10 protein-coding genes are annotated in these 12,619 nt (G+C 64.1%); 4 read left to right on the top strand and 6 right to left on the bottom strand.

Translation table 11 applies throughout. The annotated features are described in order from the left end of the window. Positions 1-11 precede the first annotated feature (11 nt). Positions 12-818, top strand: coding sequence for an SGNH/GDSL hydrolase family protein (locus L8F97_RS04915; RefSeq protein ID WP_242147002.1), 807 nt, complete (start codon positions 12-14; stop codon positions 816-818). Here L8F97_RS04915 and L8F97_RS04910 read toward each other — a convergent pair. The 6 genes from L8F97_RS04910 to L8F97_RS04885 all read right to left on the bottom strand — a co-directional run bounded on the left by L8F97_RS04910 (position 810) and on the right by L8F97_RS04885 (position 9,294). Further along, on the bottom strand, positions 810-1,853 hold the full coding sequence (locus L8F97_RS04910; RefSeq protein ID WP_242147000.1) for an arabinan endo-1,5-alpha-L-arabinosidase: 1,044 nt from the start codon (positions 1,851-1,853) through the stop codon (positions 810-812). The genes L8F97_RS04915 and L8F97_RS04910 overlap by 9 nt on opposite strands. Further along, a complete protein-coding gene (locus tag L8F97_RS04905; RefSeq protein ID WP_242146998.1) occupies positions 1,850-2,824 on the bottom strand; it encodes a family 43 glycosylhydrolase in 975 nt (324 codons plus the stop codon). Before L8F97_RS04905 ends, L8F97_RS04910 begins: the two co-directional genes overlap by 4 nt. 54 nt (positions 2,825-2,878) lie before the next feature. Further along, positions 2,879-5,614 (bottom strand): TonB-dependent receptor, encoded by a 2,736-nt coding sequence (locus tag L8F97_RS04900; protein ID WP_242147186.1) that lies wholly within the window; start codon positions 5,612-5,614, stop codon positions 2,879-2,881. Positions 5,615-6,073: 459 nt separating this feature from the next. Further along, positions 6,074-6,406 (bottom strand): hypothetical protein, encoded by a 333-nt coding sequence (locus tag L8F97_RS04895; protein WP_242146996.1) that lies wholly within the window; start codon positions 6,404-6,406, stop codon positions 6,074-6,076. Between the two features lie 373 nt (positions 6,407-6,779). Continuing rightward, on the bottom strand, positions 6,780-6,932 hold the full coding sequence (locus tag L8F97_RS04890; protein WP_242146994.1) for a hypothetical protein: 153 nt from the start codon (positions 6,930-6,932) through the stop codon (positions 6,780-6,782). 520 nt (positions 6,933-7,452) lie between these two features. After that, positions 7,453-9,294 (bottom strand): DUF885 domain-containing protein, encoded by a 1,842-nt coding sequence (locus L8F97_RS04885; protein ID WP_242146992.1) that lies wholly within the window; start codon positions 9,292-9,294, stop codon positions 7,453-7,455. 186 nt (positions 9,295-9,480) lie between these two features. Between L8F97_RS04885 and L8F97_RS04880 the strand changes: the two genes are divergently transcribed. From L8F97_RS04880 to L8F97_RS04870, 3 genes are all read left to right on the top strand, one after another. Continuing rightward, positions 9,481-9,675, top strand: a complete 195-nt coding sequence (locus L8F97_RS04880) for a hypothetical protein (RefSeq protein ID WP_242146990.1) — start codon at positions 9,481-9,483, stop codon at positions 9,673-9,675. 3 nt (positions 9,676-9,678) lie between these two features. Then, positions 9,679-9,828, top strand: a complete 150-nt coding sequence (locus tag L8F97_RS04875; protein ID WP_242146988.1) for a hypothetical protein — start codon at positions 9,679-9,681, stop codon at positions 9,826-9,828. Between the two features lie 760 nt (positions 9,829-10,588). Beyond that, positions 10,589-12,616, top strand: coding sequence for a hypothetical protein (locus L8F97_RS04870; protein WP_242146986.1), 2,028 nt, complete (start codon positions 10,589-10,591; stop codon positions 12,614-12,616). Positions 12,617-12,619 lie beyond the last annotated feature (3 nt).

The raw sequence follows: 12,619 nt of genomic DNA, 5'->3' as shown, positions 1-12,619 counted from the left end.
AGACGACAGCGATGACGATGCGCACCGGACTTGCCGCCCTCGCCATGATCGGCGCGAGCGCGGCCACCGCCGCACCCGAACCGATGGGCAGCTATGTCGCGCTCGGCAGCTCCTATGCCGCCGGTGTCGGGCTCGGGCCGGTGCTGGCGGATGCGCCCGCGATCTGCGGGCGGACCGCGCTTGGCTATCCGCAGCGCGTTGCGCGCGACCTGCGGCTGCGGCTGCTCGACGCCTCGTGCGGCGGCGCCACCGTCGAGCAGATCGTTGCGACCGGGCAGGGCGGCCTCCCGCCGCAGATCGCGGCGGTCCGCGGCGATGCGACGCTCGTCACCATCACCGCCGGCGGCAACGATGTCGACTATGTCGGCGACATGATCCACACCGCCGCGACGCACGATCCCGGCGCAATGCTTCGCCCGGCCGGGTTGCGGCCGTTCGATACCTTGCGCAAGCGGTTGCAGACGATGTTCGCGCAGATCCGCTCGCGCGCGCCGCACGCGCGGATCGTGATCGTCACCTATCCGGCCGTGCTGCCACGGCAGGGAAGCTGCGACGCGCTCGGCCTGACGCCTGCGCAGGTCGCGACGCTGCGCGCGGTGGCGGATCGGCTCGCGGTGGTCACGCGCGAGACGGCGCGTGCGGCGGGCGCGGCGGTGGTGGACATGGCCGCCGCGTCGCAGGATCACGACGCGTGCAGCGCCGTGCCGTGGACCAACGGCGCGCATCCCGCCACCGGCGCGGCGTTCCATCCCGATGCGGCGGGTGCAGCGGCGACCGCGCAGGCGGTCGAGGCGCTGCTCGCCGCGCGCTCAGCTTAGCGCGATCGGCCAGCCCTCGGCGTCCCAGCGCAGCTCGGCCAGGCGCAGCGTCGGCGCGGCGTCATGCTCGGCATCATAAGCGTGATAGACGATCAGGTCGCGCGCGCCGTCGTGCATCAGCCCGCAATGGCCGGGTCCGCGCCAGCGCGTGCTGCCCCACGGCTGCTCGATCAGCACGGTCTTGGCCGCGCCTTCCATCATCGGCTTGCCCGCGCGATCGACATAGGGGCCGGTAACCGACTTGGAACGCCCGCACGCGACGAAATAGTTGGAGGCGAGCTTTCGGCAGCAGAAATCGAAGCTCGCGAACAGGTAGTAATAGCCGCCGTGGCGGAACAGGAAGCCGCCCTCGATCGGGTTGTCCGCGCCCTCCGGGGCCGGGCGATAGGCGAGCGAGCGGATTTGCGTGTCGCCGGCTGCGCGCTTGCCGGTCTTGCGGTCGAGCCGGATCAGCTTCAGCCCGCCCCAATAGCTGCCGAACTCGAGCCAGTCGTTGCCGCCCTCGTCGCGGAAGAAGTTCGAATCAATCGCGTTGAAGCCGTCGCCGGGGTGCGTCTCGATTACCAGCCCGTGGTCGGTCCATTTGTAAAGGGGTGCAGTGCGGTCGAGCGTCGGATTGGTCGCGAAGCCGGTGACCGAGCGCATGCTGCCCCCGGTCGAGACCGAATAATACAGCCGGAACACCCCGTCGACGAAGTGGATGTCGGGCGCCCATATGCTTGTCGCCTTGGGGATGGCGGCGTGCGCCCAGGCAGGAATGTCGAACGGCGAGCCATTGTCGGTCCACACGCGCAGATCCTTCGACGTGCGCCAGCTCGGCCCCGGATGGCCCTGCCACCCACCCGAGCCGAACACGTGATAGGTGTCGCCCTCACGGATGATGACCGGATCATGCAGCCCGGTAAGATAGCCCGACAGATGCGCGTTGAGCGTGTCGGGCGCCGCACCGGCGATGGCGGCAGGCGGCAGCAGCGCCGCGCCCGCGGAGACCGAGAGCGCACCCTTCAACAGGGCGCGACGGCTGGACGAAATCATGGGCGATCCTTTCGGCAGGAAGAGGCGGGCAGCGGCGAGGCGGGCGGAGGCGTATCGGTCATCCGCACCGGCAGGATGCGGCCGTCGGCCGCATAGCGGATCGCATCGATCGCGATCTGACGCGCGCCGCGATACGGGCCCGGGCCGGGGCCGCGCTCCCAGCGGTGATAGGCGATGAACCACTGGCCGGTCGCCGGGTTCTGCGCAAAGGCGTGATGGCCCGGCCCCTGATGCGTCGCATCCGAATGGAGGATTTCGCCGCGATAGGTCCACGGCCCGGTGGCGTGCGGCGCGGTCGCGTAGTGCACCGAATAGTCAGGCCTGTTATAATGGCCGTGGCTGTACGACAGATAATAGATGCCGCGCCGGACGTGCAGGAACGCGCCTTCGGTGAAATTCGGCGGCGTCTCGATGGGGATCTCGCGCGCGATCTCGGTCATGTTGGGCTCCAGCTCGAACATGCGCAGCGTCGCGCCTGCGCTGCCGCCTGCATAAAGATAGGCTTTGCCGCTCGCGGGATCGACGAACACCATCGGATCGATTGCCTCGAAGCCGTTGCCGCCAGTCAGCAGCGGTTTGCCGCTGTCCAGGAACGGGCCGTCGGGGCTATCCGCCACCGCGACGCCGAGCAGACTCGGTGTCGGGTTCTGCGGGCCGACCGCATAATAAAGGTAATAGCGCCCGTTGGCGGCGGTCAGGCTTGGCGCCCACAGTCCGTGGTCGTGCACGCCGTCCGCACCGATCCACGCGACATCGGCCATGTCGAGCAGCGGCGCGGAGCGCGTCCAGTGTTGCAGGTCGGGCGACTGGTATGCGTAGAACCGTTTGGCGGTGCCGTCGGTTGGATAGATCCACCAGCGCCCACACAGCGCAACCATGTCGGGGTCGGCACCCGCGAAGACAGGATTGTGACTGGCCGGTGCCGCCCCGGCGAGCGCGGCCGCCGCCGCGATCAGGATCGAAAGCCGCATATGCGCCCCCCGCTATAAGAAGGCCGGGACACACGGCCCCGGCCAGGAAGGAGATCAGAAGCGGATGCGCGCACCGATCGAGTAGCTCGTATCGTCGAAGCGGATATCGTGCGGGTTGAGCCCGTAGAAATAATAGCTTCGGTAGGTGGAGCGCGTGACGTTCGTGCCATCGGCGGTGAGCGTGAGATGCGCGTTGACGTCGTAGTTGAGGCTGAAGTCGAGCCGGCCGTTTGGACGCACCCCGTTCAGGAACACCGCCTGGTCGGTCGGACGGAGGTTGACCGACGTCGTGTTATCACCGTCGAAGTAATGCGAGCGATGCGTATAGACCAGGCGGCCCGAGATGCCATATTTCTCGTAGATTAGCCCAGCGTTGTAGTTGTACTTCGACACGCCGAGAAGCTGATAACCAAACAGCGGATCGCCCGCGCTCGTTACCTTGCTGTCAGCAAGCGTGTAGTTGCCATAGACGCCGAAGCCCGCCAGCGGCCCGGGCAGGAAATCAAAGAAATATTGCGCCGAAGCCTCGATCCCCCGCAGTCGCGCCTTGCCGAGGTTACGCGGCGTCTGGATAAGATAGTTGATACCGCCGATCGGGGTGAGAACGCCTTCAGTAACGACGCGATCGGAGATGTTCTTCTGGTACACTCCGACCGAGATCGTGTTCGACTTGCCGAAATAAAATTCGCCGATCGCGTCGAATTCGTCAGCCTTCTGCGGTTTCAGGTTGGGATTGCCCTGCGATCCGCCGTTCTGAATGTTGGCGTTGGTCGATACCGCATAGTTCAGCCCCGGATTAAGCGAACCGAAATCGGGGCGCGACAGCGTCTTGGCATAGCTGGCGCGCAGTTGCAGGCCGCCGCCCAGCTTCAGACGGGCGCTGGCGTTGGGCAGCACGTCGGTGTCGCTTGTATCGCGTGCGACCGGCACCAGCGTGGTCGTATTGTCTGGATTGTTCACCGTGCCCGTGCCGGCGATGGTGCGCTCGGTGCGGGTCACGCGCACGCCGACCAGACCGTCGAGCGCGATCGCGCCGCCGAACGGTATCTCATACTTGCCCTGCACGTAGCCGGCATAGGTCCGCTCGCGCGCGCGGAAGCTGCGCGCCGGATCATAGGGTTGGTCGCCGGTCGGCACCTTGAAGATGGTGCGCAGTTGATCCTCAACGGCTTCGTTCAGCAGTACGTCGGTGCCCGGCTGGAGCCAAGGCGTGCCGCCATAGATGCGCGGCACACCCGGCACCGGCTGGAGGAAGTTGGCGGGCAAGCCTTGGCCGTCAATCGAAGTGGCATAGGCACCGCCCGGCGCGCCCGGATTAACAACGATTTCTTGATACTGGCCAATACGGCTCGCCGCGCGCGCGCCGAACTGAATCTGCTTGAGGAAGCCGCCGACATCATACTGCCCGTCGAGCTTGATAGCGGCGAGCGTGCCGGTCGACTTGAGACGATCGTCGTCAAGGCCGTTGGTGAAGAAGAAGCCGCCCGGCTGGCTGAGCTCGTTCCCCGGAGCGGTGAAGTTTACCCCGCCGCCATCGTTGGTGGTGATGTTGACCTGCGACAGACGCTTGCCGATGTCGATGATGAAGGTCTTGCTGTTGTAGGTCGACTTTTCATACGACCCGTCAAGGTTGAGGTGCAGCGGGCCATGATCGTATTTCACACCCCCGCCGAAGATGTAATCGTCGGTGCTTTGTTTGTGCGCCTGGTTGCTGGTGAAGCCGTTGCCGTTGTTAGCCGTGTACGAAGTGACGTTGCAGAGTCGCTCCACCTGCGACGGGTCGGCTCCAGACGGATTGAAGCCGGCGGGGTTGACGTTATACGTGTTACAATTGCCGTCTTTCTGCACGTTCGTCAGTGAGCTGCCGGAGAATGCATCGTTTATGAGGAACGCGGTGGACGAGGTGTTGCGATACCCCGCCCACAGTCCGTCCGCATAGACCTGAAGGTCGGGCGACGCCTGCCACTGGATCGAGCCGTTGATCTGCGGGCGGGAATAGGTGCCGAACTGGTTAAGGCCACCAACGCCGGTTGGCAGGAAGCCACCCGCCGCGCCGCCGGTCGTGCCACCTGGCCCATGATTACCCGAGCGCATCAGATCATCGAAGGCCACCGGGCGATCGAAATCGTTGCGAGCGTATGATCCGCTTAACAGCACGCCGATTTCACCAATGCCGGTGTCGAAGCGATCCGACAGCAGCAGGCTGGCCGCCGGGTAGGACTTGTTGAGGTTGGTCGACAGCGTGTTGCGGACCGATCCCGCCAGCACGAAGCCCTTGAAGTCGAACGGGCGGTGCAGATCCATGTTGATGACGCCGGCGACGCCGCCCTCGATCATGTTCGCGCTGTTGTTCTTGTAAACCTGCGCACCGGCAAGCGCCTCGGCCGGTATATCCTGGAACGAGAAGCCGCGACCGTCGCCGGTGAACACCTCGCGCCCGTTCAAGGTGGTGAGAATGTCGCCGAGACCGCGCACCAATGGATTGGCGATCTCGTTGTTATCACCGACCACGACCTGCACGCCAGGCACGCGCTGCAGCGCGGAGGCGACAGTTGGATCGGGAAATTTGCCGATATCCTGCGCGACGATCGCATCGACGATCTGGTCCGAGTTGCGCTTGATGTCCTGCGCGGCCTTGAGGCTACTGCGGATGCCGGTGACGATGATATCCTGCGTCGGCGCATCCTCGCCTGTAGCCCCCTGATCGGCGATGGTGCCGGCGCCGACGGTGTCGCCTGCTCCTGCCGGAGGGGCTTGCTGTGCCTGCGCCGGGGAACCGCCCAAAAACATCGCCACTGCAGACGCCGAGCAGAGTAAAAGGTTTTTCGCCATCATGTGATCCTCCCAACTCCGTGCCTTGCGAGCACGTGTGATTTTTCCGGCCTTACGATCGGTATTGGGCGTATTTATAAGATATATATGAACCTAGCTAGTGCTTTATGACTTTTTGTTTCCGGAGGTTATTGCACGCACCTTCTGCCGGAAATCGCGCTTAGCGAATGGCCGCTACTAAGGTCTTGATCGCCAGCCTGAGCGACCCGGTATGAGCGTTTGCGCCCCCCCCTTAAATCAAGAGTGTAGCCATACCGAACCTGCCAGTATCCGACCGACCCTTGCCTCCGGCGACGACCACGACCTCGTCCTCCGTGGGCGGCCCGCAGCTGACCGCGCGCCACGCGGTCAGGAGCGGCACGCCCACGCCAATAAGGAGCGTTGCCGTGGCACGCCTATTTTCGTCCGGCGCCACGACTATTCCTCTTCGTCCTCGTCATTCTCGTGATCGCCGGATACATCTGTTTCTCGCGTGAAGGTCAGCGCGACCGTGTCGCCGTCCTCATCGATGTCGGTGATGTCGAAACCCTCCTCGATGGCGGCATCGCGCACGCTTTCAACGAGTGCGCTCACGGATGGCGATAAGCCCTTCAAATTCAGGATCATTTCTCCTGTTGGTTCGGCGCGGAACAGCTTGTCGCCGGATTGTTTCCATCCTCTTCTACCGGCACGATCTTTCCGTCTGCTACGTTGTCTCCTCAACGGCGCGAGCGTCGTGCCGAACGGCTCAACGGCATTCCCCCATGCCATAGCACCGCCAATATCGATCCCATCGCACGGCGGCGCCGGCGGCTATCGCCGTGCACGACAGGGATCGACCGTCCGGAAGCGTGCACCGGGCGACGGCGCTCTGGTGGCTCGTCCCCTTCGGCAGGCAAATAAGACGCTTTCTTAGCACAAGGCGCGCGACGATCTCCTGCGATCGCACCGCCGCGCGATCACCGCACGTGTAATTTACCCGTCGGTTGTCCGGCCGTCGGCAGGGCTCCGCACTCGTGACGTCCGCATCTGGAAGCCTGCGATGCGGATTTTCTCGCCGGACCGGCACCATAGCGGACCGTCACCATCGTGGACGCGTGTCACGACGCATGTGAGGGGCGCGGTGGTGACGACAGGCGCCACGTCAGATCGCCATCCAGTCGCTTCCCGCGTCATCGACCGCGGCGAACGCATCACCGTCCGCCTGCTGGCCCCGGAGTTGGGCGCGAACAGCTTCATGCGCGCCATCCTTCGGAAACGTGCGATCGGCGCGGGCGGCGTCCGCGATCCCGTCCACCCAATCACCTCTATCTCACTGGGTCCGCAGCCATCGCCCGAATGCTCGCCTCGGCGCAGTCTGCTCATCCTTGTGTTCAGTCACCTTGTGCCTCCCCCGGTTCAATGCGGCGGGCAGGGCAGGTCCGGTATGTTCTTGCAATGTTCCTAAACGGTGATATGAGAGGGAGAACTGTCGGCAGGCACGGCCATCTGAATCAGAGAGCGTTGGGATGCGGCACGATTCGCAACTGCATGCCGCTGCGCGCGTGATCCACGAGCGTGCGATCCGAGCGGAGCTGGGCACCGCTGGCTTGCGATGGCGCCGAACGGTTCACGACGCTCTGCAGTCAGGGCATTGGGGCGGCACAGCCGGTAGTCGATGCGTACGACCGGTTTGTTTACGGCTGCTCCGGCGGCAAATGGAAGGGCGAACGGCGGTGCTATCGTCTCGGCGTTTGGCTGGCTAGGCCCCAACGCCGGGTAGCATTGGCCGAGACGCCTGCAACTAAGAATTCTTATTGGCCCAAATCGCGAGCCCCTTACGCCTTCCCGATGTACGCGTCGATGGCGCGCTCGAGGAGGTTGAGCGGCACGTTGCCCGTCTCGACGACCGCGTCGTCGAAGCGCTTGAGATCGTATCTCGCACCCAGTGCGGTCTGAGCCTTCAGGCGCAGCATGTTGATCTTGTTGTGGCCGACCTTGTAGCCGCAGGCCTGCCCCGGCATTGCGCAGTAGCGTTGGACCTCGCTCCGCAACTGCACCATCGGCATCCCGGTGTTGGCATGAAACCACGACAACGCCTGATCGAACGTCCAGTCCTTGGCATGGAGGCCCGTGTCGACCACGAGACGGCAGGCGCGGAAGCCCATCGACTGGAGGTAGCCGAGACGGCCCAGCGGGTCCTGATCATAGACGCCGAGCTCATCGGCCAGCTGTTCGGCGTATAAGCCCCAGCCTTCCGAGTAGGCGTTGAAGGCGAGGTGCGTTCGGATCAGGGGCAGGCGGTTCGCATACTCACCCTGCCAGATGTGTCCGGGAATGCCCTCGTGGTAGCACAAGGTCGGAAGCGAATAGCGCGGCCAGGTCGCGGTGGTCTTGAGGTTGATGTAGTAGATGCCCGGTTGTGTGCCATCGATCGATCCGGCGGCCGCATAGCCGTTCGGCGCGCCGTCCTGGATCGACGGCGGCACCCGTTTGATGACGAGGCTGCCGTTCACCAGACGGGTGAACGCGCGCGGCAGGCGCGAGCGCACGTCGGCGATGCGGCCATTGAGGTAGCCCAAAAGCTGTTCGCGTCCGTGATCGTCATTGGAGAACACAAGGTCGGGCCGGGTGCTGAGCGCCGTCATGCGTTCACCCACCGTGCCCTTGGTAAGCCCCTGCGCCTTCAGCAGCATGTCCATCTCAGCCTGGATCTTGGCGATCTGCTCGAGACCCTGTGTGTGGATCTCGTCGGGCGAAAAGGTCGTGGTCGTTGCCGCGCGCAGCGCCCATCGGTACCACTCCCCGCCCTGAGGGCGGCTCGCGATGCCGGGGCTTGATGCGGCGTCCGTTCGTACCGCCTTCAGCGCAGCGATCTGGCGGCTTATGGCGGGACCGACCTTGTCCCGGCACAGCCGTTCCGCGTCGTTGCCGTAGCGTCCGGAAAGACCTGCCGCCGCCGCCTTGCGCCGCAGCGCGGAGACCAACGTCCATTCGCCGATCGGTGCGGACGCCGCTGGGACCATCTGACCCAGCACGATGTCGAGGATGAAATCTGGAGGCACCATGCCAAGGCCGCGATCGCGGTCGATCCGATCAGCCTCCGCGGACAATTCGCCTGCATAGGCTTCGACGCGGGCAAGATAGGCCTGTGCATCGGTCGGGGTCGCGACAATTGCCTTGCTGTCCATCAGATCGGGTATGTCGACGAACGCACCGCTTAGCTGCGTGACGACGTAGGGGGTATTGCGAAAGCTGTTGCCGCCTGACAGCGCGGCCATGTCGCCGAACGGGAACGTCCAGCCTTCAATCGCCAGGGTGAACGCCTCCTGCGCGACATCGAGGTTCATCGCGGTGTCGGCGGAGAGTCCGGCCCGGGCCACTTTCTTTAGTTTCGCGAGCGTCTGACCGGCCCAGCGCGCCCGTGACGTCTCAGCGGCAGCCGAGCGATTGGTCAACGCCGCGCGCAAAGCGGCGAAGCGTCCGCTATCCACGCCGTACTGCGTCGCGTTCTCGGGGTACTCATGCAGCAGACGCGTGACGATCGTCTCCAGCATGGCTGCCGCCGCGGCGTCTTGCGGCGAAGCATCCGCCGCCGCCACAGCGCTGGGCAAGATTATGCTGGCGCCCAATGCAGACGACGTCATCATCATTTCGCGTCGGGTGATTTTGGTCGTCACCGGTTTGCCTCCATAGCCGAGCACCGAAGGTAGCCTTTCAGCGGGGCAGGGTCGAGACGTCGGGACCTCGAAGAGAACGGGCCATCCAAGCCTTGCAATATCGCGATGTCGGGGTATCTCTCCATCTGTTTTCTCTCGGGCTCCCCCGTCGTGCCGGCCGCGTCCTTCTTGGGATGGTGCGGCGGAATGCCGAAGCGTGCTGACGACGATGGCCTCGTTTCAGTCACACAGGGCGCTGGCGCCATCGATCAGCCCGACAGCGCTGCGGGCACCGACATTCTGGGCCGCATCTTCCGCAGCAAAGACGTTAGCCGGCAAGTTACCGACCATACCGCGGGAGAGAGCGGCGTCTCAAGCACCGTCATTAAGGCGATGGCGTAGATCGTGGCGGCGATGGTCGCCAAGTATTTCGCGCAGAACTGTGGTGCGGCCAACGCGACGCAGAACGAAGGCGGACTGGGCGGTATCCTCGGATCACCGTTATTCGGTGGACAGGCCGGCGCGGTCGTTGGACGTGGCGGTATCCTCGGTTGAGATAATCCGCTCGATGCCATTCTTGGCGGGAGTCGCTAGAGAATGAACCGGACCTGCATTCCTGGCAACGAACCAGACAGCAACGACATGTCGCAGGAGCCGGGAATCGCCGGCGAGGCGGCGAGGTGGCGAGCCCGCAATCGGTCGACCCGGGTCTTTTGAAACAGGATGAAGCCGAAAATTCGGCGAAGTCGCCTAAAGGACAGTGATGCTTCCAGCGATCAAGGTCACCGCATGACCGTAAATTTCATCGACCGGTAACGGCGGGCCTCGAAGCCAAACCATCACGCCGTTCCTCCTGATCGGTGATGAAACCCTAGACAGTGTTCCCGTTAGCACGAGGCTTGGCGGAGTATGAACGACGGCGGGAGCAACAGCGAAGGGTTTCATGCCTGTTCGAGTCGGCCAGTCGGATCGCAATTGGCCTCGCGGATCTTCATGCGGGATCAGGCCTCGCTGATCCTCCGTACGAGCGGTCGTCAACTTGAGAACTACGACCGTTCGAACTCTTGCCGTAAGACGATCTGACCACTTCGCGCGTGGGGTACCGGTCGTCCTGTGTAGAGACCCCAACAATCCGAGCGCTGCACGTCATGCGCGTACGATCTCCAGGACTTCACTTGGGAGCGCTAACATACCCGCTTGCCGAACTAGTTGTGGAAGCATACCAGTTACTTATCAACGGGGCGTAACAGGCAAAAGGCTCCAACGACAACTATCCGGCGACGAAGAAGCGCGAACGGGTGCGGGAGAGAGGAAGATGATGAAGTCACCGTCAGGTCCGCCCACGATCGTCGCGCTTGGTGCGATCGTATCGTCGGCAATGCTCGGTGCACAGGCGGTGGGTTCCACGAGGCCTTGGTCCTCGTCCGCACCGGCGGATGGTCGACAGCTGCCACCTGCCTCGACTGGATCTGCGGTCGAACTCGGCCGAACCCCGAACGGCACGGTCGTGACCTTCATTCACGGCGCCAACGGCTGGGGCATGACGGTCAATGGCCCGAACATGCCGCGGGTCATGCAGCCGCAGCCGGCCGAGGTTGAGGTTTACCATCCGGGCGGCGCCCCGCTCACCATGCGCGAAGCCTATGGCTCGGTAATCTCCGCCGCCGACGGGGTTGACGCCGCGACCGACATTCTGGTCGAGGGGCGACCGACGTTTCGCTTCCATGATCACTGGTCACTTCGCGGCTCGGTCGTGACGATCGCGCGGCGCATCGAAGTTCTCGCGAGCGCACCGGGCGGCTTCGCCTCAGCAATCGGCTGGACGATCGATCCCGTCGTGCGGTGGGGCGAGATGACGGTCATGGCGCCAGGTATCATCTATGGTGATCCCAGCCATGATGGCGAGCGATCGCCGGGTGGTACACTCGCCTATGCTGCGCATCGTCTGCAACTGCGCGAAGATATTCTGCCGGCGCCGATGCTTGCGGTTTCGTTCGCGGGCGGCGGGTCCCTGGCGATGCTTGACCCGGCACCGCGCGGGGATACCACTGAAGCCGATACTACGCTCGCCGAACCGGAGCTAATCGACAAACGGTTTCGCTTCGGTGCGCTGGCACTCGAGCAACAGCAGACGGGAACGGCGCTGCGCTTCTCGTATCCCGAAAACGTCACGAGCTATGGTGATCGTCGCCATCCCTCAGCGGAACCGGTCCAGCTCCGCCGCTACCACCCCATCGTGCGCGGCGACGTGGACAAGTACCGAATAAGCTACCGGATCGGTGCGGAAGCGGCTTTTCCCGAGATGAGCCGCAACGTCTGGCGTTGGGCGTGGGCGACGCTCAAGCCAGTCGTGCGGCCGCTCGATGTCGACTTGGTCCGACGTGTTCTGCTTGATCATCTCGAAGCTCAAGCCGCGACGATCGGCGGTCGCACCGCGATCCCGTTCGTGCTGTCGACCGTGCCGACCCCCGAGCGCCAATGGAACTGGACGATGGCCGGCATGGGCTTCGTCAGCAAGAACCTCGAGAATGCCGACCAACTGTTGTTGGAGGGCGATCGTGATCATAGCCAGCGCGGAAGGAAGATGCGGGCAACCGGCCTGGCGATCATCACCTCGATGATCAACGCGCTTCCGACAGTGCCGCTGCCGGCGACGGGCTATGATCTCGCGACGGGTAAGCCTTACAATCACATCTGGCTTGCGCCCTGGTTGCGAAACGCGACCGAGGACATGCGGGCGCTGGTCGGGGCGTACGTGCGCGAGCGTGGTCTCGGCCGCGATCATCCTGAATGGTTGGCTTGGACCCGGCAATACGCCGACTGGCTGCTTGCGCAGCAACGCGCGGATGGATCCTGGCCCCGAAGATGGTACCCGAGCAGCAATGTTGCCGCCGAGCCGAGCGGAACCGCCAGCTATGCTCCGGTGCCGTTGCTAGTCCTGTTGACGCAGCAGACCGGTGACCCGCGCTACCAGCAGGCGGCGCTGCGTGCGGCCGACTACGTCTGGAACAGCTTCGGGGTACGGGGTCTGTTCATCGGTGGCGCGAGCGACAATCCCGACATCACCGACAAGGAAGCGGGAATGCTGAGCATGGAGGCGTTCCTCAGCCTCCATGACGCGACGGGTGAAAGCCTATGGCTGGATCGCGCCAAGGCGGCGGCTGACTTCGCCGAAAGCTGGATCTGGCTTTGGGACCTGCCCATGCCGGTCGACGCCGACGACACCCAGCTGCACTGGAAGAAGGGCGTGCCCACCACCGGTCTGCAGGGGATCACCGCGTTATCTGCCGGCGGCGCGGACGAGTATCTCGACTGGGCGGTGCCATCCTACGCGAAGCTGTAAAAA

The organism is Sphingomonas sp. BAUL-RG-20F-R05-02, assembly GCF_022662305.1.
Taxonomy (GTDB): domain Bacteria; phylum Pseudomonadota; class Alphaproteobacteria; order Sphingomonadales; family Sphingomonadaceae; genus Sphingomonas.
This window is presented reverse-complemented; position numbering and strand designations above follow the sequence as displayed.